The 19,436-nt window shown below is 70.6% G+C and carries 15 protein-coding genes; 6 read left to right on the plus strand and 9 right to left on the minus strand.

All coding sequences use genetic code 11. The features are described from left to right. Nucleotides 1-63 precede the first annotated feature (63 nt). From VFH59_RS08860 to VFH59_RS08870, 3 genes are read right to left on the minus strand one after another with little or no spacing between them, the layout of a single operon-like run. On the minus strand, nucleotides 64-2,616 hold the full coding sequence (locus tag VFH59_RS08860) for a cation-translocating P-type ATPase (protein ID WP_325164524.1): 2,553 nt from the start codon (nucleotides 2,614-2,616) through the stop codon (nucleotides 64-66). Then, the gene (locus VFH59_RS08865) at nucleotides 2,613-3,050 is read right to left on the minus strand and encodes a universal stress protein (protein ID WP_325164525.1); all 438 of its coding nucleotides are present in this window, start codon (nucleotides 3,048-3,050) and stop codon (nucleotides 2,613-2,615) included. The genes VFH59_RS08860 and VFH59_RS08865 overlap by 4 nt, the downstream gene beginning before the upstream one ends. Nucleotides 3,051-3,061: 11 nt before the next feature. Next, a complete protein-coding gene (locus VFH59_RS08870; protein WP_325164526.1) occupies nucleotides 3,062-3,832 on the minus strand; it encodes a glucose 1-dehydrogenase in 771 nt (256 codons plus the stop codon). Between the two features lie 191 nt (nucleotides 3,833-4,023). On the opposite strand from VFH59_RS08870, the gene VFH59_RS08875 reads away from it, so the two are divergent. Genes VFH59_RS08875 through VFH59_RS08885 form a run of 3 tightly spaced genes read left to right on the plus strand, consistent with a single transcriptional unit; the run spans nucleotide 4,024 to nucleotide 8,517 of the window. Then, a complete protein-coding gene (locus VFH59_RS08875; RefSeq protein WP_325164527.1) occupies nucleotides 4,024-4,827 on the plus strand; it encodes a universal stress protein in 804 nt (267 codons plus the stop codon). Between the two features lie 22 nt (nucleotides 4,828-4,849). Then, nucleotides 4,850-7,270, plus strand: coding sequence for a phosphoketolase family protein (locus VFH59_RS08880; protein WP_325164528.1), 2,421 nt, complete (start codon nucleotides 4,850-4,852; stop codon nucleotides 7,268-7,270). Next, complete coding sequence (locus VFH59_RS08885; RefSeq protein WP_325164529.1) at nucleotides 7,267-8,517, plus strand: acetate/propionate family kinase; 1,251 nt, start codon at nucleotides 7,267-7,269, stop codon at nucleotides 8,515-8,517. The genes VFH59_RS08880 and VFH59_RS08885 overlap by 4 nt, the downstream gene beginning before the upstream one ends. On the opposite strand, the gene VFH59_RS08890 is transcribed toward VFH59_RS08885, so the two are convergent. From VFH59_RS08890 to VFH59_RS08915, 6 genes are all read right to left on the minus strand, one after another. After that, nucleotides 8,448-9,143 carry a murein L,D-transpeptidase catalytic domain family protein gene (locus VFH59_RS08890; protein ID WP_325164530.1) on the minus strand — a complete coding sequence of 232 codons (696 nt, stop codon included), beginning with the start codon at nucleotides 9,141-9,143 and terminating at the stop codon, nucleotides 8,448-8,450. The genes VFH59_RS08885 and VFH59_RS08890 overlap by 70 nt on opposite strands. A gap of 55 nt (nucleotides 9,144-9,198) precedes the next feature. Next, nucleotides 9,199-10,200: a L,D-transpeptidase family protein gene (locus VFH59_RS08895; RefSeq protein ID WP_325164531.1), complete on the minus strand. Its 1,002-nt coding sequence runs from the start codon at nucleotides 10,198-10,200 to the stop codon at nucleotides 9,199-9,201. 188 nt (nucleotides 10,201-10,388) lie between these two features. Next, on the minus strand, nucleotides 10,389-10,751 hold the full coding sequence (locus VFH59_RS08900) for a response regulator (RefSeq protein ID WP_325164532.1): 363 nt from the start codon (nucleotides 10,749-10,751) through the stop codon (nucleotides 10,389-10,391). Between the two features lie 3 nt (nucleotides 10,752-10,754). Next, entirely contained in the window at nucleotides 10,755-14,312 is a 3,558-nt protein-coding gene (locus tag VFH59_RS08905) for a CheR family methyltransferase (protein WP_414655871.1), read from the minus strand. 116 nt (nucleotides 14,313-14,428) lie between these two features. Beyond that, on the minus strand, nucleotides 14,429-15,463 hold the full coding sequence (locus tag VFH59_RS08910; RefSeq protein WP_325164534.1) for a chemotaxis protein CheB: 1,035 nt from the start codon (nucleotides 15,461-15,463) through the stop codon (nucleotides 14,429-14,431). Between the two features lie 120 nt (nucleotides 15,464-15,583). Next, nucleotides 15,584-16,213, minus strand: coding sequence for a trimeric intracellular cation channel family protein (locus tag VFH59_RS08915; protein WP_325164540.1), 630 nt, complete (start codon nucleotides 16,211-16,213; stop codon nucleotides 15,584-15,586). 293 nt (nucleotides 16,214-16,506) lie between these two features. On the opposite strand from VFH59_RS08915, the gene VFH59_RS08920 reads away from it, so the two are divergent. The 3 genes from VFH59_RS08920 to VFH59_RS08930 all read left to right on the plus strand — a co-directional run. Further along, nucleotides 16,507-16,878 (plus strand): hypothetical protein, encoded by a 372-nt coding sequence (locus VFH59_RS08920; protein ID WP_325164535.1) that lies wholly within the window; start codon nucleotides 16,507-16,509, stop codon nucleotides 16,876-16,878. Between the two features lie 90 nt (nucleotides 16,879-16,968). Further along, the gene (locus VFH59_RS08925; RefSeq protein WP_325164536.1) at nucleotides 16,969-18,726 is read left to right on the plus strand and encodes a copper resistance system multicopper oxidase; all 1,758 of its coding nucleotides are present in this window, start codon (nucleotides 16,969-16,971) and stop codon (nucleotides 18,724-18,726) included. Further along, a partial coding sequence (locus VFH59_RS08930) for a copper resistance protein B (protein WP_325164537.1) occupies nucleotides 18,723-19,436 on the plus strand: 714 nt, incomplete at its 3' end. The genes VFH59_RS08925 and VFH59_RS08930, both read left to right, overlap by 4 nt.

Genomic DNA, 19,436 nt, shown 5'->3' on the forward strand with positions numbered 1-19,436 from the left:
TCGCGTGTTGATGCCCTGTGATCGCATTGGGGCATGGCGACATGCGCGCGGGATTGATCCTCATCAATTCCGTGCGTGGTCGCGGGCCGCCCGCCCGGCCGGCCATCCGCGGCGCAGGACGCGGACCGCGACAGGCAGCACGGCAAGCCAGCCGACCAGCACCAGCACCATCGCCGCGGCCACGCCCGCGCTGACCAGGCCGGGGCGCGCGAGCGCCAGCAGCCTGCTTGCGGCCGGCACGCCCAGCGCCACTGCCAGCATGCCGGCCAGTCCGGCCAGCATGACGAACAGCCAGCGGTTGCCCTGCCCGGGAGTCGCTGCGCCGCGCCGCTGGCGGCGGACCATCACGAGCAGCAGCAGGCAGGCCACGAGGCCGACGAACATCACGGTCCGTGCTTCCCCGGCGCCACGCCCCTGCCACAGGAGGACCCCGCAGCCGCACAGCAGGATGACCGCCAGCCCCCCGCCCTGGGCCAGCGCGTAGGCCAGCTTCGCGGGCGCGAACGGCGTTTCCGCCGGCGGCCGGGGCGGACGCCGTATGACGTCCGGCGCTTCGGGCTCGGCCTCGAACACCAGCGAGCAGGCCGGATCGATGACCAGCTCGAGCAGCACGATATGCACCGGCAGCAGCAACATCGGCCAGTGCAGCAGCGCCGGCATCAGTGCCAGCGCGATCACCGGCGCGTGTACCGCGAAGACGTAGGCGGTCGCATTGACGATGTTGTCGTAGATGCGCCGGCCCTGGCGGATCGCCCGCACGATGCTGGCGAAGCTGTCGTCGAGCAGTACCAGCGCGGCCGCCTCGCGGGCGACGTCGGTGCCCCGTTCACCCATGGCGATGCCGATGTCGGCAGCCTTCAGCGCGGGCGCGTCGTTGACCCCGTCGCCGGTCATCGCCACGACCTCGCCATCCTGCTGCAACAGGCGCACCAGGCGCAGTTTCTGCTCCGGCCGCAGCCGTGCGCATACGTCGACCTGGCGCAGCTGCGCGCGCAGCGCATCGTCGTCCAGCGCGTCGATGCGGTCGCCGGTCAGCGGCACGCGGTCCGGTGCCATGCCGATCTGTCCTGCGATCGCCCGCGCGGTCACCGGATGGTCGCCGGTGAGCATCAGCACACGGACGCCCGCCTGGCGGCAGTCGGCCACCGCCGCGGGCACGCCCTCGCGCGGTGGATCGCCGAAGCCCACGAACCCCAGCAGGCGGTAGTGGAAATCCCGCTGGCTCGCCGGCCAGGCCGGTCCGTCCCAGCAGGCGTCGGCCACGCCCAGCACGCGCAGGCCCTGCACCGCCATGGCCTCGACCTGGGCCAGCGCCGTCGCGGCGGCGGGCGGGTCCAGCTGGCACAGCGCGACGATCGCCTCGGGCGCGCCCTTCGCCGCCAGTACGAACTGCCCCGGCTCCGCGGTCGGATAGGCCCGCGTCATCGCCAGCACCGCGGGCGACAGCGGGTACTCGCGCACGGGGGCGGGTTCCGCTGCCAGGTCCAGCGCCGCGGCGTGCCGTCCCGCGTAGTCGCGGATGGCCTGCTCCATCGGATCGAACGGCGCCACCGGCGTCGCCAGCAGCAGGCCGCGGACCAGGCCGGCGAACCGGCCGGGCAGCGCCGGGGCGTCGCCCACGTGCATGTGCTTGTCGCCGGCCAGCGCCAGCGCCATCAGGCGCATGCGGTTCTGCGTCAGCGTGCCGGTCTTGTCCACCGCCAGCACGGTCACCGCCCCGAGCGCCTCCACGGCGGCCATGCGCCGCGTGAGCACCTGGTGGTGCGCCATGCGCCAGGCGCCCATGGCGAGGAACACGGTGAGGATCACCGGTATCTCCTCGGGCAGAATCGCCATGCTCAGCGCGATGCCGGCCAGGATGCTGTCGACCAGGCCGGCACCGTCCCACAACCAGCGCAGCAGGCTGTAGCCGGCCGCCAGCAGCACGGCCACGACCGCCAGGGTGCGTACCAGCCGGGCCGATGCGCGCTGCATCCGTGAAGGTGTCTCCCGGGTGGCGGCAAGCGCCAGCCCGATCCGGCCCACCGCCGTGGCCGTGCCGGTGGCCACCACCTCGGCCAGGCCCCGGCCCTTGGTCACCACCGTGCTCGCGTGCACGCGCGCGTGTTCGCCCTCCGGAAGCCGCGTGACCGCCACCGCCTCGCCGGTCAGCAACGACTCGTCCACCTCCAGCAGGCCCTCGCGCAGCAGGGCGTCGGCGGCGATGCGGTCGCCCTCGCCCAGCACCAGCAGGTCGCCGCGTACCACTTCCGACGCCGCGATGCGCTGGCGGCTGCCGTCGCGCAGCACCAGCGCACGCGGCGCCGACAGGTCGCGCAGGGCTTCCAGCGCCCGTTGCGTCCTGCGTTCCTGGGCCAAGGTGATGCCGATGACCAGCAGCACGGAGGCCAGCAGGAAGGCGGCCTCCGCCCGGTCGCCCAGGGCCAGGTAGAGGCCGCCCGCCACCAGCAGCAGCAGGAACATCGGCTCGACCAGGACCTTGAGCGCAATGCGCAGCAGCGACTGGTGGCTGCCGCCGGGCAAGGCGTTCGGACCGTCCGCCGCCAGCCGGCGGCGCGCCTCGGCGCTGTCCAGTCCGGCCGGCGGGTCCGGCGGCGATGCGGCGACCGCACTCAATGGCAGACCAGCACCGGCAGCGGGCTGCGCACCAGCACCTTCTGCGTCTCGCTGCCCAGCAGCAGTCTGGTGATGCCGCGCCAGCCGTGCGAGCCCATCACGATCAGGTCGCACTCGTGCTTCTCCGCGATGCCGAGGATGGCGTCGCAGGGGTGCTTGTCGAACACGTAGTCGCTGTCGCACGGAACCCCGGCCCGCTGGGCCTTGTCGCGCACTTCGCCGAGGTAGCGCTCGGCCCAGCGCACCGACTCCTCGGTATAGCTGGTCTCGCTCTCGGGAATGACCTGGGTCATGTAGGAAAGCGCCTGGAACGGCAGGATCACATGCAGTGCGTACACGCGCGCGTTGAGCGCCTTGGCCAGCTCGAGGCCCTGGTCCACCGCGCGGGTGGAGACCTCGGAGCCGTCGGTCGGCAACAGGATGTGCTTGAACATGCGCCTCTCCTTCAGCGGCAGGTGTAGCCGCCATCGATGACCAGTTCGCTGCCGGTGACGAACTTCGCCTCGTCGCTGGCCAGGTAGACCACGCCCCAGGCGATGTCGTCCGGCTCGCCCATGTGGCCGAGCGGGTGCAGCGCGCCGACCTGGCGGCGCTGCTCGTCCAGGTCGCCGCCGTGGCCGGCCAGGAAGCCGTGCACCATCGGCGTCCAGATGAAGCCCGGATGCACCGAGTTGACCCGGATGCCGTCGCGTGCGTAGAGCAGCGCGTCGGTCTTGCTCATCAGCCGCACCGCACCCTTGGAGGCGTGGTAGGGCGGCACGTCCGCAGCGCCGACCAGGCCGTAGATGGAGGACAGGTTGACGATGCTGCCGCCACCGGCGCGGCGCATGTGCGCGATTGCGTGCTTGGTGCAGAAGAACACGCCCTTGACGTTGACCGCCTGGACGCGATCCCACTCGTCCTCGGTGAGCTCGTCGGTGGGCTTGTCCGGGCCGGCGATGCCGGCGTTGTTGACCAGGACGTCCAGGCGTCCGAACAGGCTGGCGACCTCGTCGAAGACCCGGGCCACGTCCGTTTCGGAGGCGACGTCGGCGTGGAAGTAGCGTGCCTGGTAGCCGAGCCCGACCAGGTCGCCCGCGAGTTCGCGGCCGGTGTCGTCGGCGCGATCGAGGATCGCCACCCGGGCGCCCTCCGCCGCCATCCGCCGCGCACAGGCGGCACCGATGCCGACGGCACCGCCGGTGACGATGACCGCCTTGTCCTGGAGCCTGTTCATTGCGGGCTACCCCGTGCTGGTGGACTGCCTGGCCAGCCTAGGCCGCTGCCGCCGCCCCAACTTGATTTCGGTCAACGCACAGCCTGTTCAGGGAGGGCGTCTTCCGCAGCGCCCGCGCGCGCGGTTGATCCTGATCAAGCGGACGGCCCGCGGCAGGGCCGAGGATGGAAACCCGCCGGGAGAACCTGCCCATGTACGAGATGATCATCAGCGTCGACCAGATGCGCGAGGATCTGCCCGCGATCCAGCTCGGTTTCGCCGTGGCGCGTCAGCAGCAGGCGTTCGTGGCGGGCGTCCACATCGTCCAGCAGATCCCGTCGGTGACGGCGATCCCGGACGCACTGGCGATCCTCGAGGACGAGGAGGAATCGGCGCGCCGGCGGGCGCCCTGGTGGCAGGAGCTTTGCCGCCGCGCGGGCGTGGAGGGCAGCTGGGAGGTCTTCCGCGGGCTGTACGTGCCGGTACTGGCCACCCGCTCGCGGATGGCCGACCTGCTGGTCTGCAACGCCCCGGCCGGCAACCAGGATCTTCCGATCGGCTGGGACAACGCCACCCGCACCCTGTTCGCCGGCGGCGTGCCAATGCTGCTGGCCCCCGCTGCCGAAGAGGTGCGCGGCGCGCCGGAGCGCGTGCTGGTCGCGTGGAACGGCTCGGGCGAGTCCACCGAGGCGATCCACGCCGCACTGCCGCTGCTGCGCAAGGCCTCGGAGGTGCACCTGCTCGACGGATGGCACCAGACCTTGCCCGGGTTCGGCCCGCCGACCCTCGCCGTGGGCGAATGGCTGGCTCGTCAGGGCGTGACCGTGCAGCAGCGGCGCCCGTTCCACCCCGGCGAGGACGCCGGCGTGCACCTGCTGCGCGAGGCCGAAGCGATGCGGGCGGACCTGCTGGTCATGGGCGCCTGGGGGCGCTCGCGGATCAGCGAGCTGGTGCTCGGCGGCACCACCCACCACGTGCTCGCGAACGCGCGGCTGCCGTTGCTGCTCGCGCACTGACTTCTCCCTGCGGAGCCGATCCATGTTCAACGAAGATCCCGCGCGAGTCCCCGAACCTGCCACGCCCCTGCCACTGTCCGATGAACTGCTCGGGCGCATGGACGCCTACTGGCGCGCGGCCAACTACCTCACCGTCGGCCAGATTTACCTGCAGGACAACCCGCTGCTGGAGGTGCCGCTGGAGCGCCGGCACATCAAGCCACGCCTGCTCGGGCACTGGGGCACCACCACCGGCCTCAACTTCATCTACGTGCACCTCAACCGGCTGATCAAGGCGCACGACCTGGACATGATCTACGTGATCGGCCCGGGCCATGGTGGTCCCGGGCTGGTGGCGCAGGCCTACCTGGAAGGCACCTACACCGAGTTCTACCCGGACATCGAGCGCGACAGCAACGGCATGCGCCGGCTGTTCCGCCAGTTTTCCTGGCCCTACGGCGTGCCGAGCCACGTGGCGCCGGAAACGCCCGGATCGATCCACGAGGGCGGCGAGCTCGGCTATTCGCTGGCGCACGCCTACGGTGCGGCGTTCGACAATCCCGACCTGATCGTCGCCTGCATCGTGGGCGACGGCGAGGCCGAGACCGGGGCGCTGGCCACCAGCTGGCATTCGAACAAGTTCCTCGATCCGGCACGCGACGGCGCGGTGCTGCCGATCCTGCACCTCAACGGCTACAAGATCGCCAACCCGACCGTGCTGGCGCGGATCACGCCGGAGGAATTGGACGCGCTGTTCCGCGGCTACGGCTACGAGCCGCTGCTGGTCGAAGGTGACCATCCGGCCCGCGTGCACCAGCAGCTGGCCGCCGCGCTGGACACCGCGCTCGCGCGCATCGGCGAGATCCAGCGTGCCGCGCGCTCGGCGGCCGACGGCCACCCACCGCAACGGCCGCGCTGGCCGATGATCGTGCTGCGCACGCCCAAGGGCTGGACCGGTCCGAAGGTGGTCGACGGCCTGCCGGTCGAAGGCACCTGGCGCGCGCACCAGGTGCCCCTGAAAGATTTCGACAGACCCGGGCACGTCAAGCTGCTCGAGGACTGGCTGATGAGCTACCGCCCGCGCGAGCTGTTCGACGGCGAGGGGCGCCTCAAGCCGGAGCTGGCCGAACTGGCGCCGACCGGCCGCCGCCGCATGGGCGCCAACCCGCACGCCAACGGCGGCATGTTGCTGCAGCCGCTCACCCTGCCCCGCTTCCGCGACCATGCGGTCGCGGTGCCCTCGCCCGGCGCGGTGGAGATGGAATCCACGCGCGCGCTGGGCCGGTACCTGCGCGACGTCATGCGGCTCAACGCCGAAGCCTGCAACTTCCGCCTGTTCGGCCCTGACGAGACCGCCTCGAACCGCCTGCAGGACGTGTTCGAGGCGACCGCCAAGACGTGGATGGCGGCGATCGAGCCGGTGGACGTGGACCTCGCGCCGGAGGGCCGGGTGATGGAGGTGCTGAGCGAGCACCTGTGCCAGGGCTGGCTGGAGGGCTACCTGCTGACCGGCCGGCACGGGCTGTTCTCCTGCTACGAGGCCTTCATCCACATCATCGACTCGATGTTCAACCAGCACGCCAAGTGGCTGAAGACCGCGCGGCAGATTCCCTGGCGCGCGCCGATCGCCTCGCTCAACTACCTGCTCAGCTCGCACGTGTGGCGGCAGGACCACAACGGCTTCTCGCACCAGGATCCCGGCTTCCTCGACCACGTCGCCAACAAGAAGGCCGACGTGGTGCGCATCTATCTGCCGCCGGACGCCAACTGCCTGCTGTCGGTGGCCGATCATTGCCTGCGCAGCCGCAACTACGTCAACGTGATCGTCGCCGGCAAGCAGCCGGCCTGGCAGTGGCTGGACATCGATGCGGCCGCCTGCCACTGCAGCGCCGGCGCCGGCATCTGGGCATGGGCGGGCAACGACCAGGGCAGCGAACCGGACGTGGTGATGGCCTGCGCCGGCGACGTGCCGACGCTGGAAACGCTCGCCGCGGTGACCCTGCTGCGCGAGTACGCGCCGGACCTGCGCGTGCGCGTGGTCAACGTGGTCGACCTGATGGTGCTGCAGCCACCCGGCGAGCATCCGCACGCGCTGAGCGACCACGACTTCGATGCGCTCTTCACCCGCGACCGGCCGGTGATCTTCGCCTTCCACGGTTACCCCGGGCTGATCCACCGGCTGGCCTACCGGCGCCACAACCACGACAACTTCCACGTGCGCGGCTACAAGGAGGAAGGCACCACCACCACGCCGTTCGACATGACGGTGATGAACAACCTGGACCGCTTCCAGCTCGCGCTGGACGCGATCCTGCGCGTACCGCGGCTGGCGCACCTGGCCTCGGCGGCGACCGACCGCTACTGGGCGACGATGGAGCGCCACCGCCTGTACATCAGCGAGCACGGCGAGGACCTGCCGGAGGTGGCGCAGTGGCAGTGGACGCCCGGGACGCAGCCGGCATGAACCCCGGCGGCTTCCACGTGCTGGCGCTCAACAGCGGCTCGTCCTCGCTGAAGTTCGGGTTGTTCCGGGCGCGTGGCTGCGAGATGCATCCGCGGGTCACCGGCGAGGCGCAGGCGATCGGCAGTTCGGCCGGCATGCTGCGCGTGCGCGACGGCCATGGTGGCGTCACGCTGCACGAAGAGACTGTCGCGATCGCCGACAGCGTGCAGGCCTTCGGTCGCATCGCGCGGCTGCTGGCGGGCATGGACGTGCCGGCCCCCGACGCGATCGGCCACCGCATCGTTCATGGCGGCCCCCAGCTGCGCACCCATGCGCGCATCGACGCGGCGGTCATGGCGCAACTGGAGGCGGCCAGCATCTTCGCGCCGCTGCACGTGCCCCCGGCGCTGGCGGTGGTCCGCGCCGCCCAGGCGCGCTATCCCGCGCTGCCGCAGGTGGCCTGCCTGGACACCGCGTTCCATGCCGGCCTCCCCGGGGAGGCACGCACCCTGCCGGTCGATCGCGCACTGCAGGCCGACGGCGTGCAGCGCTACGGCTTCCACGGACTGTCCTGCGCCTCGATCCTGGCGCAATGGCCGGAGGCGCCGGCGCGGCTGGTGATCGCGCACCTGGGCAGCGGCGCCAGCGTCACCGCGCTGCGCGAGGGCCGCTCGGTCGACACCAGCATGGGCATGACGCCCAACGGCGGCGTGATGATGGCCACCCGCAGCGGCGACCTGGACCCGGGCGTGCTGGCCTGGCTGGTCCGCGAAAAAGGGATGGATGCGCGCGACCTGGAGCGCCTGGTGGACCACCGTTCCGGCCTGCTCGGCGTGTCGGGCATCAGCGGCGACCTGCGCCGGCTGCGCCAGCTCGAACGCCGCGAGCCGGCAGCCCGGCTGGCGATCGACATGTTCGTGCTGTCGGTGCGCAAGCAGATCGCCGCCATGGCGGCGGTGTTGCACGGCATCGACGCACTGGTATTCACCGGCGGGATCGGCGAGCACGATGCGCAGGCGCGCGCCGATATCTGCGAAGGCCTGGCCTGGGCGGGGATCCGCCTGGACCTGTCACGCAACCGGGGCGGTGCGCTGCGCATCGGCGCCCGCGACACCGCCTGCGAGGTGCGCGTCATGCCCGCCGAAGAGGAGCGGCAGATCTGCCGGCACGTGCACGTCCTGCTTGCCGGCGCCGGCGATCAGCGCGAGGACAGCGCCTCGTCCCCGCCGCAGTCGCCCAACAACCTGGATGTCTGCAGCCAGCGCTGATCCGGGTAATAGGCGAACACCACCGACTGCCTGGCGATCGCATCGATCAGCTTGTGCGCCACGCCGGCGCGCACCGCGGGGCAGCCCCAGCTGCGGCCGAGCCTGCCCTGGCTGCTGGCGAACGCCTTGCTGACGTAGCGGGCACCATGGATCACGATCGCGCGCTCCTCGGCGCGGTCGTTGAACCGCCCGTCGATTCCCTTGAGCCGGAGCGAATAGCCGTTGTGCCCGGTATAGGTCCCGTCGGTCACGAAGGTGCCCAGGCTCGACATCAGGCTGCCCGGCGTGTTGGAAAAGCGCGTGGCCAGGTTGTCGCCGCTGTTGCGGCCGTGTGCCACCCATTCGTGGAACAGCAGGCGCGGCTGCCGGCGGAGCTCGAACACCCACAACCGGGGCGTGGTGGAAGGCAGCGAGTAGTCGATCACGCTGAGCGTGTTGGTCGGCATGCTTCGTTGCACGCATTTGAGCGCCCGCGTGGCCAACGCCAGCACCTTCGGGTTGGCCGCCGGCGCGGCCCGGCTCAGTGCGCGGGCGAGCGCGTCGGCATCGGTGGGGGATGCGCCGGCGGCCGCCGGTGCGAGGAACAGCGCCACGGTGACCAGGCGGCGCGCGGGGGATGCAGGCATAGCCGGGAAAGACAAAGCAAAACGCAAGCTTGCCCGCCAGGCCCTTAATAAATCGCTATGGTTGCGGAACCGGCTCGCGTGCCTCGAGCAAGGTGCCGTAGGGCACCGGCTGGCCACCCCGCGCCGGCAGGTCGGTGACCAGCACGGTGGTGCCGACCGCGATGCGCTCGCGCAAGCGGGCGCCGAAGGCGTCGGGCACCTTCAGCCGGGTGGCCAGGTCACGCGGCGCGGGCGCGGTCCCTTCGCCGAGCACCCGGTACGCGGACCAGAGCCCGCCCCCGCCTTCCCGTGTGGCGGACAAACCATCGGCGCGCCGCACGTAGAGCAGCATGCCACCCACCTCGAAGCCTTCGGATACGCTCATTGGCGTGCGTGCGATCACCCTGCCGGATTGCAGGACGTAAAGCGCGCGGTCGTGGGTGCTGGCAACCACGCTGAGCGGACCACCATCGTCCGGTGGCCAAGGCATGTCGCCCGCCCCTGCCGATTCCTCGCCGGCACCCTCCAGGCCGAGCGGGGCGATCGCCGCGGGATGGTTGAGCTCGGGTGGCGCGACCTGCTGGTCGGTCACCACGACCACGGTCCCGCGCGGGCTGACCGCGAACAGCCGCTCGGCAAACGCCGCGGGCAGGCGTATGCAGCCATGCGACGCGGGATGTCCCGGCAAGCTGCCCGCGTGGAGCGCGAGGCCGTCCCAGGTCAGGCGCTGCATGAAGGGCATCGGCGCGTTGTCGTAGAGGTTGGAGTGGTGCACGCGCTCCTTCTGCAGAATCGTGTAGACGCCGGTCGGCGTCTCATGGCCGGGCCGGCCGGTGCTGACCTGGGTCGCACCGATCGCCACGCCGTTCCGATAGACGTAGATGCGCTGCTCGTCCAGGCTGACCAACATCACCATGGGACCTGCCGGGGCCAGCTCGGGATGCCAGAAGGCTTTCTCCGTCGCCAGGCTCGCGGCCGGCAGCACCAGGAGCACGAGCAGGTACCCCGGCGCCACCAGGCGCCGGGCGGCCGCTCGGCAGCGCACTGACCTGATCGTGGACCAGCCGATGGATTGCATGGGTGTCCCGCCTTTGACGGCACCCATGTTGACCGGCGCGCGGAAGGGGCCGCTGATCCAGATCAAACGCCGGATGGGCGTTCACCGGATCCACTCCACGCGCACCGGATGCAGGCTGCTCACTGCACTCGCGGGCGAACGTTCCCGCACCTTGACCAGGGCGGAACCGGATCCGTTCCCCGCCGACCTCAGCGAATCAGGTCGGCGAGCACCCGGTGCGGATCCAGTGGCTTCTGGTGACAGGGAACGTCGGCGAACCGGGCCGGAATGACGCTTTCGTCGTAGCCCGTGGCAAAGGTGAAGGGGATGCCGCGCTCGGCCAGCGCATCGGCGACGGCGAAGGAGATCTCGCCGTGCAGGTTGATGTCGAGCAACGCGCCGTCCAGGCGGGTGGTGCCTTCGATCAGCCCGAGCGCCTGGTCCACCGACATGGTCGGGCCGAGCACTTCGGCGCCGCGGTCCTCGAGCATGTCCACCAGCGCATAGGCGAGCAGGAACTCGTCTTCCACCACGAGGATGCGGCGTCCGACCATGTCCCGTACGGCAGGCATGTCTCAGGTCTCTCCATGTGGCGCCAGCTTGGCGCCGAGCGGAAGTGCGATCGTGCAACGCAGTGCCGTGTCTACCAGTTCGTACGTCGTCCTGGCGTCCAGATTGTAGGGCAGCGCCCGTTCGATGAGCATGCGTCCGTAGCCGCCGCCCGTCGACCCCGTCGTGCTCGGCTGCAGGCCGTCCTCGCGCCAGTCCAGCACCACGTGGCTTCCCTCGTCGCCATCGGGCACGACCTCCCAGGTGACCCGCAGGTGGCCGGCCGGGGTGGTCAGCGCGCCGTACTTGCGTGCATTGGTGGCAAGCTCGTGCAAGGCCAGGGAAAGGGTCTGCACCGCCGACTTGCGCAGCACCACGTCGGGGCCGCCAAAGCTGACCTTCTCGCCGCCCAGGTCCGCGCCCACCGCACTCAGTTCCATACGCAGCAGCGCTTCGAGCGTGACCGGGGCCTTGTCCGACCGACACAGCAGGCTCTGTGCGCGCGACAGCGCACCCAGGCGATCGTTGAAGGCGTCCCGGAATTCCTCGAGCGAGGTCGAGCGCTGCAGTGTCTGCGAGGCGATCGCCTGCACCACCGTGATCAGGTTGCGCGTGCGGTGCTGCAACTCGGCCACCAGCACACCCTGCTCGTCCTGCATGCGCCGCAGGCTGTCGATCTCGGTGGAGGTGCCCAGCCACTCGACGATCTCGCCGCGTTCGTCCCGCAGCGCCGTGCTGCGGGTGTGGAACCAGCGGTAGGTGTTGTCGGCCGCGCTGTGGATGCGCTGCTCCATGTCCATGGTGCCGCTCGAGGACGATGCGGCCCAGGCCTGCATGCATGCCTCGCGGTCATCCGGGTGGATGGCCTTCAGCCAGCCGAGCCCGCGACTTTCGGCCTCACCCTGCCCCGTGTACGTCGTCCACTGCGGGCTCGACCAGGTCCAGTGCCCGCCGCTCTGTGCACGCCAGACCAGTTGCGGGATGCCTTCCATCAGCGTGCGAAGCCGCTGCTCGCTTTCGCGCAGGGCGCGCTCGGCCCGCACCCGCGGCGTGACGTCGGTGAACGTGACCACCACGCCGCCGATGAAGTTGTCGATGCTGCGATACGGCAGGATGCGGACCATGTACCGCGCACCGGTCTGCGGGTTGCCGACCTCCCGGTCGATCACTGCGAGCGTGCGCAGCACACGGCGCGCGTCGTCCTGCAGCTCCTCGTAGTGCACGCGCGACTTCATGTCGGCGATCGGCCGGTGCAGGTCGCTTTCCACCAGCGGGAAGATGTCGGCCACCGCCGGCGTGAAGTTGGTGACGCGCAGCTCGTTGTCGAGGAACACGGTGGCGATCTGCGTGCTTTCCAGCAGGTTCTTCAGGTCGCTGTTGGCGTGCGCCAGCTCCTGCACGCGGTGGGCCAGCTCGCCGTTGACCGTGGTCACTTCCTCGTTGACCGACTGCAATTCCTCCTTGGAGGTCTCCAGTTCCTCGTTGGCGCTCTGCAGTTCCTCGTTGAGTGACTGGTACTCCTCGTTGGACGACTTGAGCTCCTCGTTGGTGCTCTCCAGTTCCTCGATCATCGACTGCAGGCGCTCGCGGGTCGTCCGCAGCTCGGCATCCAGCGAACGCACGTGCTCGTCGCGCGACGCGGTACTGCCTGCCACCAGCGCCTCGCCCCCGGGCATCGCCGTGCCATCCTTGAAGAGCACCACGTAGCCGGCCGGCGCCTGCATGCCGTCACCGGCCGGCTCGATGACCAGGTCGACCGTGACCGGGTCGCCGCACACCTCCATCTGCAGGCCATCGACGCGTACCACGCGGTTCTCGCTTGCGGCGCGATTGAGCGCGCCGCGCAGGTCCAGGCGCAGGTCCCGATGAACCAGGTTGAGCAGGTTGAGGCTGGGCGTGCCGCCGCCCGGGTGGATGAACCGTCCCGCCTGCGCGGAAAAGTGCACCACGTCGAAGTGCCGGTCGATGATCGCGTAGGCCGGCGCGTGGCGCTCGGCCACCCGCTCGCCCAGCCGCACCAGGCCCTGGTTGGGGGTGCGCGGGCGCGGCAGTTCCGGCGATCCGTTCGAGCGGGTCGAAGGCGCGAACGGGAACTCGGCCCGGACCCGCTCGCTGGTCTCGATTTTCTGGAACACCCGGAAGTTGCGCTCGAGCGGCACGAACAGCCTGGCATAGCGCGAGACGTTCTCGGAATTGCCCAGGAACAGGTACCCGCCGGGCTTGAGCGCGAAATGGAACACCGGTACCACCCGGCTCTGCAGCTCGGCGTCCAGGTAGATCAGCAGGTTGCGGCAGGACACCATGTCCAGCCGCGAGAACGGCGGGTCCTTGACCACGCTGTGCTGGGAGAACACGCACATCTCGCGCAGCTCCTTGGCCACGCAATAGGTATCCCCTTCCCTGGTGAACCACCGCGCTAGCCGTTCCGGCGAGACGTCATCGACAATGGATTGCGGGTAGCGGCCCACCCGCGCCACCGCCAGCGCGCGCGAGTCGATGTCGCTGGCGAAGATCTGGATCGTCGGCGCGGCGGTGAGCGTCGCGGCGTACTCGCGCAGCAGGATGGCGAGCGAATAGGCCTCCTCGCCCGTCGAACAGCCGAGCACCCAGATGCGCAGGCTGTCGCTGCGCCCCTTCCCTTCGAACAGGCGCGGCACCACGTGGGTCTGCACGAATTCGAACTCGCGCGGATCGCGGAAGAACTGGGTCACGCCGATCAACAGGTCGTTGAACAGGTTGCGCGACTCCTCGGCATGGGCCTGCAGCGTCTGGATGTAGGCATCCAGCGTATCGGCCTGCACGACCTGCATGCGCCGCTGCACGCGACGCAGGAACGTCGCCCGCTTGTACCCGTGGAAATCGTGCCCGGTGTGGTTGCGCAGGATCGTCGCGACATGCGCCAGCCGTTCGAGCTCGCCCGCCGAGCGCGCATCGCTCGCTGCCGCTTCGCGCAGGCGCGCGAAATGGCGCATGTACAGCGCGATGCGGTCGGGAATCTGTTCCATCGGCAGCGCGTAGTCGGCCAGCGCCCGCGTGCCTACCGCTTCGCCGTGCTCCTGGGCGGCGCCGTTCGTCGGCGCGATCGCCAGGGTCAGCCCGCCCGCCTCCTTGATCGTACTCATGCCCAGCGTGCCGTCGCCGTCGGTCTCGCCCAGGACCAGGCCGATGGTGTTGCCGTCCTGGTCCTGCGCCATGGAGACGAAGAAGGTGTCGATGGTGCCGCGCTCGCCCGGCTGCTGCTCGGTGGGGCGCAGGCGGAAACGTCCTTCCTCCAGCGTCGCGAGCATGCCCGGCGGCGGCAGGTACAGGCGCCCGCCCTGGATGGGCGCGCCCTCGGCGGCCGTCACCAGCGTGCGCGAGTGTGGTGCCAGCAGCTCCTGCAGCCGATGCTCGTCCAGTGCCTCGCGGTCGCGCAGCACTACCACGATGCTCAGGTCCGGTCCGTTGGGGAGCATGGCGAGAAGACGCGCCAGCGCCTCGGTTTCGGCGCCGGAGGCACCGACCGCCAGGATCACGGGGGTCGCTGCTCGATCTTCCAAACGGGGCTCGGCGGCGACCGCCGTTGTGCTCGCTTCGTCATTCATGGCTGGCAAGTCAGGTGGCTGGGTCGCACGGGGCACGGCGCACTCCGGCGCCGGAGGTAAGCATCGTGCCAATCCGGGGAAAAGCCAAGCAGACGCATCGGGCCGCGATGGCCGGGTTACCCCTCGCCCTCCAGCGGACCGTCCGGCGCCGGGCTGCCCATGGACTTGAGCACCGCGCGGCGGATCGCCTCGGCATACCGGCGGTACTCCTGCGCCCGTTCCTCGTAGGTGTCGGCGATCGCCGACCGCCCCGCGCCGCGTGCGTCCCGGGCCATGCGCGAGACCAGCTCGGCGCGTTCCCCGATGATCCGCAACGCGGTCCGCATCGCCTCGTCCACGGTCGCCTCCTGCTCCTTGGCCAGCACGTCGGCGGTAAGCCCGTGACCGACCTGGCAGCGGTAGCGCAACGTGTTGCCCTCGCGCATCTCCGACATCACCCCGCCGCACTGCGGGCAGGTCAGCGGCGCGGGGTCCGCCACACGCTGCATGACTTCGCTGTCGACCCGCTCGCCAGCCGCGATGTTCACTTCGAGCTGGATGTCCGGGGGCACCGGGCGGGGCCAGCCTGCCGGTTCGCGCACCAGGTCCGACAGGACGTCGCCCAACCGCGCACCGGGCACCGTGAGGTCGACGTCGACCGCGGCCAGCGCGCTGCGCGGCATCTCGTCGGCCAGGGCATCGTCCGGATCCTGCACCAGCGCCACGCCGCCGCAACGCTTGATCGCCTCCAGGCCGGCCGCGCCGTCGTTGAGCATCCCGGACAGGACGATGCCGATCACCTGGGAGCCGTAGGCGGCTGCGGCCGAGCGGAACAACGCATCGATCGCCGGGCGCACCAGGTTCTCGCGTGGCCCGCGTCCCAGCAGGATGCGTCCACGAGTCAGGATCAGGTGGCGATCGGGTACCGCCAGGTAGACGTTGCCCGGCTCGATCGCCATGCCGTCTTCGGCCTGGCGCACCGGCAGATGGCTCACCGCGGAGGCCACGGTGGCGAGGATGCCGCTACTGCGCGCGGGCACATGCAGCGCGACGAAGACCGCCGCGGCCAGGTCCGCCGGCAGCCCGTTCAACAGCGCCTTCAAGGGAGCCGTCGCACCCGAGGAGCCACCGATTACCACGATGCTGCGGTTGGGAACCTGTTCGGTATCCATGGGTCCTCGGCAGCGGCGCGGCGTGCGCCGCAGGTACCACGCTAGCCCGCATCACGCTAGGCGCATGTGACGGCTGGGCCGGTCGGCCACCGGATGGCCAGGGCCGAGCCGTCCGCACCGCTACCGCTGCCTGCCCTGGTCCGTGGACTGCGCGACCGGCAGTCGCCAGCCGTAGCGGATGGCCATGTAGCGCAGGCCAAAGCACAAGCCGGCACCCGTCAGGGTGGTCGCCGCCGGCGGCATGTGCAGCAGGTCGCCGAGTACGACGACACCGGCGCCGGCCAGCGCGGCCACGGCATAGAGTTCGGCGCGCAGCACCGTCGGGATCTCCGAGACCAGGACGTCGCGCAGCATGCCCCCGCCGATGCCGGTGAGCATGCCCAGCAGTGCGGCCATGCCCGGCGGGAGGCCGTAGGCCAACGCCTTCTGTGCGCCGGCGACGGCAAACAGTGCCAGGCCTGCCGCGTCCGACAATTGCATCGGGTTGCGCATCCGCTCGATATCCGCGTGGCGGTAGAACGTCAGCAGCCCGGCCAGCAGGGATACCCCGAGATAACGCCAGTCTTCGATGGCGGCCGGCGGCGTGGCGCCGATCAGCAGGTCGCGGGCGATGCCGCCGGCGCTGCTCGCCGCGAAGGCGAGCACCAGCACGCCGAACAGGTCCAGCCCGCGCCGCACGGCGACCAGCGCCCCGCTGAGCGCGAACACGAACGTGCCGAACAGGTCGAGCACCAGCAGCAGCGTGGACAGTGCCCGCGTCGTGTCGATCATGGCCAGCTCCGCTCCGTATCGCCCGGGCCAGCTTAAGGCAGGCGCACAGGCGCAAGGTGAACTCCCTCTTCCATGCGGGGAACGGGGCGGGGTGAGAGCCGGGCGTGCCGGGTAATCGACCTAAAGATGACGGTTGCGCACAGGTGCGCCCCACCTCCACCAGGCGTGCACCGGCGGTTCGTCCGCGGAAAGAGAGGTCTCGCGACCCGCTCGACGCGCTTGGAGCCTGCTCCATGGTTGAGCGGGTGTGGCACGTTGGCTACGCTGCGGACATGGTCGTTTTCCTCCGTCCCCGCCGGCGTCCGCGTTGCCTGTTGGCGCTGGCCGTGCTTGCCTGGCTGATGCTGGCATTGGCACCGCTCGGCGCATCGCCGCGCATGGCTGCCACGCCGACGGCGCACGCCCACGCAACGCACGGCTCAATGCACCTGGACGCGACCGGCTGCTGCGGCGACCACGCCGGCCAACCCGGCCGGCACGCCACGCACCCCTGTCCATGCGCCCTGCCCTGCGCGGGCGTGTTGCCCTCCACGCCGGCCGGCCTGGCTGCCGTGCCGATGCTCCCGTCCCGTTACGCCCCGCCTCGCCCGATCGAGGCACCACTCTCCGGCTTCGCGCCGCCGCTGCGACCACCGCTGGCCTGACCTTTCGCACGTTCCGGGAGGCCATGCGCGCCGCTTGCGCCATGGCGTGTGATCCGCGCATCCGTTCGATGCGCACGCCAGAGCAGCAGCATGAAACCGATTTCCGCTTTCCCGACGGTCGACCTGTCGCGCCGTCGCTTCGTCCTTGGCCTGGCCGCGGGTGGCATGGCCGCCGGACTGGGACTCGTGCGCCCAACGCGCGCGCAGGCCGCGGTCCAGCCGCCAGGCGTACTCGCCGGCACCGATTTCCACCTCGAGGTCGGGCAGACGCTGGTCGACTTCACCGGCCGCATCCGACCCGCCACCACGGTCAACGGCAGCCTGCCGGGACCGCTGCTGCGCTGGAAGGAAGGCACCACCGTCACGCTGCGCGTCACCAACCGCCTGCGCGAGGCCACCTCGATCCACTGGCACGGCATCGTCCTGCCGTTCGACATGGACGGCGTGCCCGGCCTTTCCTTCGACGGCATCGCCCCGGGCGAGACCTTCACCTACCGCTTCGACGTGCGCCAGGCGGGCACCTACTGGTACCACGCGCACTCGCATTTCCAGGAGCAGACCGGCCTGTTCGGCGCACTGGTGATCGACCCGGCGCGCCCCGAGCGCCATCCGGCCGACCGCGACTACGTCGTGATGCTCAACGACTGGACCGACACCGACCCCGCGCGCATCTACGCACGCCTGAAGAAGCGCAGCGACTACTACAACTTCCACCAGCCTACCGTCGCGGACTTCCTGCGCGACGCGCGCGCGCATGGCCTGGGCGAGTCCCTGGCCATGCGCCGCATGTGGCAGCGGATGCGCATGAACCCCACCGACCTGGCCGACGTCGGCGGCACCGCCTACACCTACCTGATGAACGGCACTGCGCCGGCCGGCAACTGGACCGGCCTGTTCCAACCCGGCGAGCGGATCCGCCTGCGCTTCATCAACGGCTCGGCCTCGACCATCTTCGACGTGCGCATCCCCGGCCTGGAGATGACCGTCGTGGCCGCCGACGGCCAGGACATCGTGCCGGTGCCGGTGGATGAGTTCCGCATTTCCGTGGCCGAAACCTTCGACGTGATCATCGAGCCGAAGGACGCGCGTGCCTACACGCTGTTCGCCCAGTCGATCGACCGCACCGGCTATGCCCGCGGCACGCTGGCGCCACGCCAGGGCATGCAGGCCGAGGTGCCAGCGCTGGACCCGCGCGTGTGGCTGGACATGCGGGACATGATGGGGGCGATGGACGGTTCCCCGTCCCGCTCGCACCGGGAGGGCTCCGGGGCGGAACATGCGACCCACGCCGGGACCGGACCCGCTTCCGGCATGGACATGGGCAGCCGTGCGGTCAGCCACGCACGCACCGAATACGGCCCCGGCGTGGACATGCGCGTGGACATGCCGCGTACCAGCCTGGACGACCCCGGCGTCGGCCTGCGCGACAACGGCCGCCGCGTGCTCACCTACGCCGACCTGCGCGCGCTCGACCCGCCGCCCGACCCGCGCGAACCCGCGCGCGAGATCGAGCTGCACCTGACCGGCAACATGGAACGGTTCCTCTGGTCGTTCGACGGCGTGCCCTTCGCCGAGGCCACGCCCATCCACTTCCGCCGCGGCGAGCGCCTGCGCATCGTCCTGGCCAACGACACGATGATGAACCACCCGATCCACCTGCACGGCATGTTCAGCGACCTGGAGGATGCGCGCGGCAACGTGCTGGTGCGCAAGCACACCATCAACGTGCAGCCCGCCCAGCGCGTCAGCTACCGCGTGACCGCCGACAACCCGGGACGCTGGGCTTACCACTGCCACCTGCTCTACCACATGGAGGCGGGCATGTTCCGCGAGGTGGTGGTGTCATGAGGCGCCTGACCCCGCTTGCCGGCCTGGCGCTGGCCGTTGCCGCCTGGCTACCCGCCGCCCGCGCGCAGGAGATGGGCATGCCCGGCATGGACCACCACGCCATGCCGGCTGCGACGCATGCCCACGGCAGGCAGGAGGCCGCACCGCCGGCCGCGCCCATGCATCCGGCCGGTGGCCACGCGATGCACGGGTCGCAAGCCATGTCGCACGACCCGGCCATGCGGCATCCGGCGCAGGCATCCGTGGCCCACGCCATGGGCCCCATGCAGGGCGGCAACCCACCGCCCGGTGCGCGCGATCCGGATTACTCCGAGGGCGTGCGCCTCGGTCCCATGCACGGGATCGGCATGGCGATGGAAGACCAGGCCAGGTTCGCCTCGCTGCAGGTGGACCGGCTGGAAGCCTTCCATGGGCCGAACGGCAACGGGCAGCAGTGGGAAATCCAGGGCGGCGTGGGCGGCAGCCTCGACAAACTGTGGCTGCGTACCGAGGGCGAGCGCAGCCGCGGCCGGATCGAGGGCGCCGACGTCGAGCTGCTCTGGCGCCATGCCGTCGCCGCGTTCTGGGACACGCAACTGGGCGTGCGCACGGACACCGGCGAAGGGCCGGACCGCCAATGGGTCGCCTTCGGCATCCAGGGCCTGGCGCCCTACTGGTTCGAACTGGAGGCAACCGGCTACGTGGGGCCCGCGGGGCGGACCGCCGCGCGC

The organism is Frateuria sp. (genome assembly GCF_035695185.1).
In the GTDB taxonomy this organism is placed as follows: Bacteria; Pseudomonadota; Gammaproteobacteria; order Xanthomonadales; family Rhodanobacteraceae; genus Frateuria_A.

Excerpts from the sequence above, each read along its gene's own strand:
- VFH59_RS08905 (WP_414655871.1), bottom strand. The coding sequence starts at position 14,312 with ATGAATGACGAAGCGAGCACAACGGCGGTCGCCGCCGAGCCCCGTTTG.
- VFH59_RS08875 (WP_325164527.1), top strand. The coding sequence starts at position 4,024 with ATGTACGAGATGATCATCAGCGTCGACCAGATGCGCGAGGATCTGCCC.
- VFH59_RS08925 (WP_325164536.1), top strand. The coding sequence starts at position 16,969 with ATGAAACCGATTTCCGCTTTCCCGACGGTCGACCTGTCGCGCCGTCGC.
- VFH59_RS08865 (WP_325164525.1), bottom strand. The coding sequence starts at position 3,050 with ATGTTCAAGCACATCCTGTTGCCGACCGACGGCTCCGAGGTCTCCACC.
- VFH59_RS08880 (WP_325164528.1), top strand. The coding sequence starts at position 4,850 with ATGTTCAACGAAGATCCCGCGCGAGTCCCCGAACCTGCCACGCCCCTG.
- VFH59_RS08870 (WP_325164526.1), bottom strand. The coding sequence starts at position 3,832 with ATGAACAGGCTCCAGGACAAGGCGGTCATCGTCACCGGCGGTGCCGTC.
- VFH59_RS08920 (WP_325164535.1), top strand. The coding sequence starts at position 16,507 with ATGGTCGTTTTCCTCCGTCCCCGCCGGCGTCCGCGTTGCCTGTTGGCG.
- VFH59_RS08890 (WP_325164530.1), bottom strand. The coding sequence starts at position 9,143 with ATGCCTGCATCCCCCGCGCGCCGCCTGGTCACCGTGGCGCTGTTCCTC.
- VFH59_RS08885 (WP_325164529.1), top strand. The coding sequence starts at position 7,267 with ATGAACCCCGGCGGCTTCCACGTGCTGGCGCTCAACAGCGGCTCGTCC.
- VFH59_RS08910 (WP_325164534.1), bottom strand. The coding sequence starts at position 15,463 with ATGGATACCGAACAGGTTCCCAACCGCAGCATCGTGGTAATCGGTGGC.
- VFH59_RS08895 (WP_325164531.1), bottom strand. The coding sequence starts at position 10,200 with ATGCAATCCATCGGCTGGTCCACGATCAGGTCAGTGCGCTGCCGAGCG.
- VFH59_RS08900 (WP_325164532.1), bottom strand. The coding sequence starts at position 10,751 with ATGCCTGCCGTACGGGACATGGTCGGACGCCGCATCCTCGTGGTGGAA.